At 71.5% G+C, this 1,384-nt stretch carries 1 protein-coding gene; it reads left to right on the forward strand.

Going from position 1 to position 1,384, the window contains the following annotated elements:
- Positions 1–45: 45 nt before the first annotated feature.
- A complete protein-coding gene (locus L0P92_RS44395) occupies positions 46–1,026 on the forward strand; it encodes an NAD(P)H-quinone oxidoreductase (protein ID WP_234768802.1) in 981 nt (326 codons plus the stop codon).
- Positions 1,027–1,384 lie beyond the last annotated feature (358 nt).

Below are 1,384 nucleotides of genomic sequence, written 5' to 3' on the forward strand. Positions count from 1 at the left end.
GGATCGGCGGTCGGGGCCTGGGGCCCGGGGAGTAGCGTCCGTTCCATGCATGCGATCACGATTCCCGAACCTGGTGGGCCCGAGGCGCTGGTGTGGGACGAGGTCCCCGATCCCGTGCCCGGTGAGGGCGAGGTGCTGGTCGAGGTGGTGGCCGGGGCCGTCAACCGTGCCGACATCCTGCAACGACAGGGCTTCTACAACCCGCCGCCCGGCGCCTCCCCCTACCCGGGCCTGGAGTGCTCCGGCCGGATCGCCCAGCTGGGCCCCGGAGTCTCCGGCTGGGCCGTCGGCGACGAGGTGTGCGCGCTGCTCTCGGGCGGCGGCTACGCCGAGAAGGTCGCCGTACCGGTGGGCCAACTGCTGCCCGTGCCCAAGGGCGTGAGCCTCACTCAGGCCGCCGCCCTGCCCGAGGTGGTCTGCACGGTCTGGTCGAACGTCTTCATGGTGGCCCATCTGCGCCCCGGCGAGACCCTGCTCGTACACGGCGGTTCCAGCGGCATCGGCACCATGGCCATCCAGCTCGCCAAGGCCGTCGGTGCCAAGGTCGCCGTCACCGCGGGCAGCAAGGAGAAGCTCGACCGGTGCGCCGAACTCGGCGCCGACATCCTCGTCAACTACCGGGAACAGGACTTCGTCGCCGAGCTCAAGAAGGCCACCGACGGGGCAGGCGCCGACGTCATCCTCGACAACATGGGCGCCAAGTACCTCGACCGCAACGTCCAGGCCCTCGCCGTCAGCGGCCGCCTCGCCATCATCGGCATGCAGGGCGGCGTCAAGGGCGAACTCAACATCGGCGCGCTCCTGGCCAAGCGCGGCGCCATCAGCGCGACCTCGCTGCGTGCCCGTCCCCTCGGCGAGAAGGCGGCGATCGTCGCGGCCGTACGCGAGCATGTCTGGCCCCTGCTGGACGCCGGCCATGTACGCCCGGTCGTCGACCGCGAGGTCCCGATGAACGACGCGGCCGAGGCACACCGGGTACTGGAGGAGAGCGGTCACGTCGGCAAGGTGCTCCTGGTGACGCCGTAGCCCTCGGACAGTCCCTAGGGCCTGTCCGGCGGATCATGCCGGCGTCGCGGGCTCTGGCACGCACATCTGCGGCGTTGTCGTCGGTTGCCGACGCTCCGCGTCGACGCCCTCCTCCGCCTTGCAGCTGCACGCACCAGAGCCCGCTCGGCTTGGCCGGTCTGAACTGCTTCTTTCAGCCGGCCTGATCCGCCGGACAGGCCCTAGCCGCGCCGCATCCGCAGACCCACGAAGGCGAGGCCCAGACCGAGCCCGACGAGGACCAGACCGGTGCCGAGCGGCAGGACCTGCAGTACGGGCTCGGTGGGGTCCTCGGCGTGTGCGACGGGCTGCCGTAGGGGTGGGTCGGTCGGGGCGAGGG

Origin of the sequence: Streptomyces muensis, assembly GCF_021474425.1 — a bacterium.
Lineage (GTDB): Bacteria > Actinomycetota > Actinomycetes > Streptomycetales > Streptomycetaceae > Streptomyces > Streptomyces muensis.

Excerpts from the sequence above, each read along its gene's own strand:
- L0P92_RS44395 (WP_234768802.1), top strand. The coding sequence starts at position 46 with ATGCATGCGATCACGATTCCCGAACCTGGTGGGCCCGAGGCGCTGGTG.